Origin of the sequence: Thermogutta sp. (genome assembly GCF_039793925.1) — a bacterium.
GTDB lineage: Bacteria > Planctomycetota > Planctomycetia > Pirellulales > Thermoguttaceae > Thermogutta.
The window spans coordinates 1,171-7,012 of the sequence record NZ_JBAMME010000225.1 but is presented as its reverse complement, the minus strand read 5'-3'; the positions used below and the strand labels follow the sequence as shown (position 1 = coordinate 7,012).

Below are 5,842 nucleotides of genomic sequence, written 5' to 3'. Positions count from 1 at the left end.
AGAATCTTCCCGCAGTCACGCTTAACAATCTCCCACACACAATCGATGATTCGAAGCAAAAAACTTTACCGGAGGCGCGACAACCAGAGTCACACCGTTGAGTTGGCCACTGCCGTGGGCGGACTGCCGAGGGGCCGATACGGCGCGGTAACCGCCAAATGAAAAAGGCCCCGTAACGGGGCCTCGCGCTATACCGTAAATTTGGACATTTTTCGAGTGCGCTACAGAGTTGGCATTCCGCCCGACCGTGTCAACCGGTCAATGGAACAGGTGGGAAAAAGGACGTTTCCCACGAAGCCAACGAAAACACCGGCATCGCCGAACTGTTAAACACCACCCCACCCTCAGGATACGGCGGACTACCGTAATCGGCTACTTCCAGGTACAGGAAGACACAGCCGATTATCACAGCCACCAGCGCGATCGCCAGCAGCACCGTATAGATATCTACCCGAGGGGGCCGATATTGTACTGGACTACTGGAGGCTGCTTGCAACGCGATCTCCTTGCTGAATAGGGCCTTTCTGGTATTCAGGAATCACCTGACACACAGCCCGGTCGGGTTCAGTTCTGATAACCACCACTCGACCGAGATACTTATTCTCCCCATTACCCAGCCGGAATACGTCCAGCTTGTGTCCCTTCATGAGCCCATCGTCCGAGCCAATCGAGATCTCCAGGAGCCCATTGCCAGGTACTGCCAGAACTACCCCTTCCACCTTTGGGGCGCGGTCCTGATACAGCTCCGGCTCCGGCTTGAGATCAAATTTCGCCAACACCTCGCGGGCCTTGGCCAGATCATCGGCAAGAGTCACCGACCGATCTTTCAACACCCGCAACTCGTTGGCCACCTGGTGGAGTTCATCAGTTCTTTGAACCAAACGGAGGAGTGCATCATGTCGCGCCTGTTCGGCTTGTCGCAAAAGGTTTCGCAGATCGTCTACCTCAGCCGTTCTTTTGGCCAGGGTTTGATGAGCCGCCTCCATGGCGGCAACCGCGTCGCGGGCCTGTTGCGTCAGCTGCGCCACCTGCTGCATAAGCTGGTCCCGCTCCCGCTGAAGATCGTCCCGTTCCTGTTCCAGCTTGGCCACCTGGGCTCGCTTGTCAGCGATTTCCGCATCGAGCCTCTTGGTCAGCTCATCAATCTGGGCACGAAGCGCGTCGTTTTCCTTTCGAAGGTTTTGCACCTGGAGTCGCAATCCCAAGGGCTTGCCTGGAGCTTCCTTCGGATTTTCCACCACCTCGCGCCAGTTAACGTGGGCCGAATAGACCATGAGCGCAAAGCTCATGAATACAATACTCATCACAAAGATAAGAACCACGAAGATCTTGCCGATGAGATTCATAAGCTTAACCTTCCTTCAAATCCCCTGGCTGCAAACCAACGCTGGCTGGCAACGGCTTCACCCCTCACCGGGAGGTCTTCCCGACACAGCTTTATTCGAATCATTCTGAGTCTACGAACCGAGTATAATCACACCCCGGTCAGGATGTCAAACAATCGCCTTACCACGCTCGGGAAGACCGTCTGATTGCACCGCGACCGGGGTGTTTGTGCGGGCCTGCCCATGTCGCTGCATCACGGGCGGATTACTCTGCACCTTTCTCTTTTGGCTGGGGTGCCTGCTCCAATTTCTTCTCGAGTGCCTTCAGCCGGTTTTCGAGACTCTTGAGCTTTTCCTCCAGTTTATTGACCCGACTTTCGGCTTCTGGGACAGATTCCCACCAGGGGCGGATCAAAGTCCGCGGCACACCCCCCTGAGGCACCATCGGCTTTACCTCAACACCCCCGGGCCGGCCGCTGCCGCGAAGCATTTTCTCCACGTGGGGCCTCACATCCGGGGGGAGCTTGTCGAGCTCATTCTCGGTCACCTCCCACTTTTGGCCATCTTTCTGGACCACGATCTTGGCCGGCTTATCGCCCTCTTTGGTGATCACGATGGTCATGTTTTTGGGGATTTTGAGAGACTCGCCCGGCGGAACAATCACGCCAGGATGATAAAATCGGAAGACGAGTGGCGGCTGCCCGGGAAGACGTTCTCGGAACGACTCCAGCCATTTCTCCCAGGCTTTGGGATCCGCAAAGGTGCCGGGGAAGGGCGGGGGAAACTCCCACGCTCCGGAGGGGCGCGGCGCCGGAGTGACCTTCACCGTTTCTGTTTTTCCCTTCCGAAACAGCTTGATTTCGATCGGTTGATCCTTTTTTTCCTGGACTACACTAACCAAATCATTCGGTGTGGCCAACGGTTTCCCCGAAGCTTCCAACAGGATATCATGGAGTTTAATCCCGGCTTTTTCAGCGGGGCTGTCCTTAGCCACACTCGTAACCAACAACCCCTGCTCTTTCGGGAGATCTAAGTGGGCCCGCAGGGCCTCAGGGACTTCTTCCACCACAACACCAATCCATACTTCAGACGGTGCCACCACTAACTGGGGCGCCGGAACTCCTGCGGACGGTTCCGCTGACTGTGCGACACTGCCCGCTAAAATTAGCCCTGAGATGCCTGACAAAGCAAAAAACCAAGCCATGAATCTTGTCGTACTCAATCTTGCCTGCCGCATGGTGGTTCCTCCTTTCTCACATGCCACAAAAAACCTCATTGAATCTGGTGGTCCGGAAACTGAATCTCCACCTGGTCAACGGGAACGATTGTTTGCCGCCCATCCGGAAGGAACACCGGCACTAACTGACGTTTCTGCCGGATGACATGTCCGCTCTTTCCGAGGACATCCAGCACTTCGGTCGGAACCGCACTTTCCGGCCAGAGATTCAACTGTTCTCCATCGGCAACTGGAATAACCGGAACATCGACTGTGGTGAGCGTCCCATCATTGGCGATCGCCACCGGTACAGCCACCATCTGGAATGGCGCAGTCGCAGGCTGTTTCCCGCTAGCGGCCTGCCCATGGTTCCCTGTGTTCTCGGCCATTAAACCTCCGCCTGAACCAAGGGCGGGCCCCGCCGCTCCTGGGGCGGTTCCGCGTTGGGTCACAACTGTTCTTTCGTGACTCGGCTGCATAAACCACCAGACGGCCGCAAACATGACGGCAAAGCTGCACGCCATCGCGAGGGCGGTCCCAACATACCGAACCCCAAGATACGGCGCCCGGCGCTGTGCCACATCGTTTTGTCCCACCTTCCCAGAGCTCAGCACTGCAACTGACAATGCCGTCCGCGGAGAATCCGTCGCCCTGTCAGACCGCGAGGACAAACTACCGGCCGCCGCGCCAAAGAATCGGTGCCAGTCCTGACTTTCTAAAAAGGCCAGTGCCACCCGCCGGCAAAGCTCCGAGTCGTGAGCCAGCGCGGACACAATGCGGCGCCGCTCGTCTTCATTTGCCTCACCATCAACCAACCTGTCAATGAGATCTTGATCTATCTTCATAGGAGTCATCCCGAAGCAATTCGTCACACTTCTGATTGTCGCGATGTTCCAGATATTCGCTTCCGCGCCTTTGCCCAAGCATCGATCCGGTGCCAAGCACCCACCACAACAGCCCAGGTCAACAAGGATCATCGGCGACGTTGGCCGGGCCGGACGTTCCATCGCCGAATGCACTCTGGGAAAGTCTGCGGAGTTCTTCGCGGAGCCGGTGCCTCGCCCGATGAAGCCTTGTCTGCACTGCGGAGAAACTTATCCCCAGGTGATCGGAGATTTCTTGGTAGCTCCAGTCCTGGCCATATTTAAGCAAAAGGATCTCGGCATCCTTTGCAGGGAGAGCCCGCAGTGCGGTGTGAAGAATCTCATCGCGTTCCGCCGCCAGGAGCCAATCCAGGGGATTTGGCTCGGCAGGGGCGTCATTCCGCTTCTGGTCGCCGTATCGCTTGAGCCATTTGCGCCGTCGCCCCAGCTTGCGGCGATACATCAGAGCGCTGAGCACTGCAAGACGATACAGCCAGGGCGCGACCTTGCCAGGATCCTGCAAAGGTGCTTTCTGACGGACGGCACTCAGGGCAACTTCCTGCATGACTTCGTCCACCGCATGAGGCTCCCTGACCCGCGCAAAAATGACCGCCCGCAACCAGCGCTCATGCTGTGCCAGTGCGGCCTCCCAGTCGACAGGTGCCAAACCGGGGGAATTTCTCCCCTCGGGTAATCGATGATCAAGCTCGCTGTCCATCGTCGTCTTCCATATAAGTTGGTTGCCGAACGTGCCCGCCGTGTTTCACAGCCTTGTTCGGTACAATCAAGGTCCTCCCAGGGAGCATAACCGACGATAAAAAGTGCACCGCCCTTGGCTGGTAGCCACCGCGTGCCCGGTAGAAAGGAACTGATGTGTAGCTGGAAAGACTTCCGAGGGTGACGACACAGGCGGGGAAGCACACAAATAATACACCTGCTCAAAATTTATCGCATTCAGACGCGCTCAAATGATGTGCGCAATGGGAATTGCAAAGTTGCGAATGTTCGCACATAATTGAATCTGGGCACGTAATAGATATAACGGAGGAGCGCAACCCATGCTTCCCAGCGATGAATGCCAGGTCCTTGCTGATTTCTTCGACCTATTGTCGCATCCCACCCGGCTCCAGTTCTTTTGCCTGCTCCGGGAAGGCGAGAAAACTGTGGGCGAACTGGCCGACGCAGCGGGAATCGCTTCCCAGAATGCCTCGCAACATTTGCGATTGATGCGGGAGGCAGGCGTCGTGAAGACCACACGCCGTGGGCAGCAGATCTTTTACCGTCTTGCCGATCCTCACCTGGTGGAAGCGATTGATCTGCTGCGGCAGATCGTTCTCAATATGCTCCAGCAATCGCTCCCCCGCATTATCCAAGAGCGATTGAAGTTGCGTGCGGAAAATGGCCAATCCGGGAGGGTGCTCCCATCACCATTCGAAAGCAGTTTTTAAAATAAAGACACCGAGCACAGTCCAAGGAGCGGTGCTTTGAAACACCGTGAAAAACCGAAAGGAGAGCAAGGGTCATGCGGGGTGCCGTCTTTGTGGGAGTTTGTATAGCTGTGTTCGTGTCCGGGCTGGCAATAGCAGCCTGGCAATTTGCCCGACAAGAAAGGCGGAAGCGTCCTGACAATCCCTGGCGACATGTTCCGCCTCCACCCCGTCACGTGGACCACACCCCCTTCATACCGGCGGGTTTAAAAACGGGTCCCGAGGTCACAAAGCTATGTCTCTCTTGTCATCCCAACGCAGCAAAGGAGGTCATGGCCACGGACCACTGGACGTGGGCCGGTCAAAAGGTTAAAGACCCAACAACCGGAAAGACAATCTACGTCGGGAAACTGAACCTCATCAACAACTTTTGCATCGCGGCCCTCCCCAATATTCAGGCCTGCTCGGCTTGCCATGCAGGGTACGGCTGGAAAGATCCGCACTTCGACTTCACCCGGGAAGAAAACGTCGATTGCCTGGTTTGCCACGATCAGACCAACACCTATCAAAAAGGACTCGCAGGCCTACCCAAGCCAGACGTGGACCTTACGGCGGTGGCGCGGAGTGTGGGACGTCCCACTCGGCTCACCTGCGGCCAGTGCCACTTCAAAGGAGGCGGTGCCGACGCCGTGAAGCACGGTGATCTCGATGGAACGATGTACTATCCTTCCGAGCGGATCGACGTGCACATGGGACGTTTGGAATTTCAGTGTGTGGATTGCCATCGCACGCAAAAACATCAGATCCCCGGTTGTGCCATGTCTGTATGTACCGAGAGACCTGCACGAGTTCTCTGCACGGATTGCCACAGCGAAAAGCCACATGGCAACGAAAGGCTTGATTTTCACACGGCCACGGTAGCATGTCAGACATGCCACATCCCCAAGATGGCCATCGATGCGCCGACGAAGATGTACTGGGACTGGTCAGCTGCCGGGCGCGACGACATTC

At 56.6% G+C, this 5,842-nt stretch carries 6 protein-coding genes and 1 pseudogene; 2 read left to right on the top strand and 5 right to left on the bottom strand.

Annotated features, from left to right (window positions below; all coding sequences use genetic code 11):
- Positions 1-250: 250 nt before the first annotated feature.
- From ABJK56_RS09410 to ABJK56_RS09390, 5 genes are all read right to left on the bottom strand, one after another.
- Complete coding sequence (locus ABJK56_RS09410; protein WP_347244410.1) at positions 251-496, bottom strand: hypothetical protein; 246 nt, start codon at positions 494-496, stop codon at positions 251-253.
- Positions 477-1,346: a hypothetical protein gene (locus tag ABJK56_RS09405; RefSeq protein ID WP_347244409.1), complete on the bottom strand. Its 870-nt coding sequence runs from the start codon at positions 1,344-1,346 to the stop codon at positions 477-479. Before ABJK56_RS09405 ends, ABJK56_RS09410 begins: the two co-directional genes overlap by 20 nt.
- 244 nt (positions 1,347-1,590) lie before the next feature.
- A complete protein-coding gene (locus tag ABJK56_RS09400; RefSeq protein ID WP_347244408.1) occupies positions 1,591-2,562 on the bottom strand; it encodes a PDZ domain-containing protein in 972 nt (323 codons plus the stop codon).
- A 35-nt stretch (positions 2,563-2,597) separates the two neighbouring features.
- Positions 2,598-3,386, bottom strand: a complete 789-nt coding sequence (locus ABJK56_RS09395; protein ID WP_347244407.1) for a hypothetical protein — start codon at positions 3,384-3,386, stop codon at positions 2,598-2,600.
- 118 nt (positions 3,387-3,504) lie between these two features.
- Positions 3,505-4,122 (bottom strand): sigma-70 family RNA polymerase sigma factor, encoded by a 618-nt coding sequence (locus ABJK56_RS09390; protein WP_347244406.1) that lies wholly within the window; start codon positions 4,120-4,122, stop codon positions 3,505-3,507.
- Positions 4,123-4,462: 340 nt separating this feature from the next.
- Between ABJK56_RS09390 and ABJK56_RS09385 the strand changes: the two genes are divergently transcribed.
- On the top strand, positions 4,463-4,852 hold the full coding sequence (locus ABJK56_RS09385) for a metalloregulator ArsR/SmtB family transcription factor (protein ID WP_347244405.1): 390 nt from the start codon (positions 4,463-4,465) through the stop codon (positions 4,850-4,852).
- A gap of 74 nt (positions 4,853-4,926) precedes the next feature.
- Positions 4,927-5,842, top strand: a pseudogene (locus ABJK56_RS09380) (hypothetical protein); the annotation flags it as partial.

Coding starts and splice junctions, on each gene's coding strand:
- ABJK56_RS09405 (WP_347244409.1), bottom strand. CDS start 1,346: ATGAATCTCATCGGCAAGATCTTCGTGGTTCTTATCTTTGTGATGAGT.
- ABJK56_RS09400 (WP_347244408.1), bottom strand. CDS start 2,562: ATGCGGCAGGCAAGATTGAGTACGACAAGATTCATGGCTTGGTTTTTT.
- ABJK56_RS09395 (WP_347244407.1), bottom strand. CDS start 3,386: ATGAAGATAGATCAAGATCTCATTGACAGGTTGGTTGATGGTGAGGCA.
- ABJK56_RS09390 (WP_347244406.1), bottom strand. CDS start 4,122: ATGGACAGCGAGCTTGATCATCGATTACCCGAGGGGAGAAATTCCCCC.
- ABJK56_RS09385 (WP_347244405.1), top strand. CDS start 4,463: ATGCTTCCCAGCGATGAATGCCAGGTCCTTGCTGATTTCTTCGACCTA.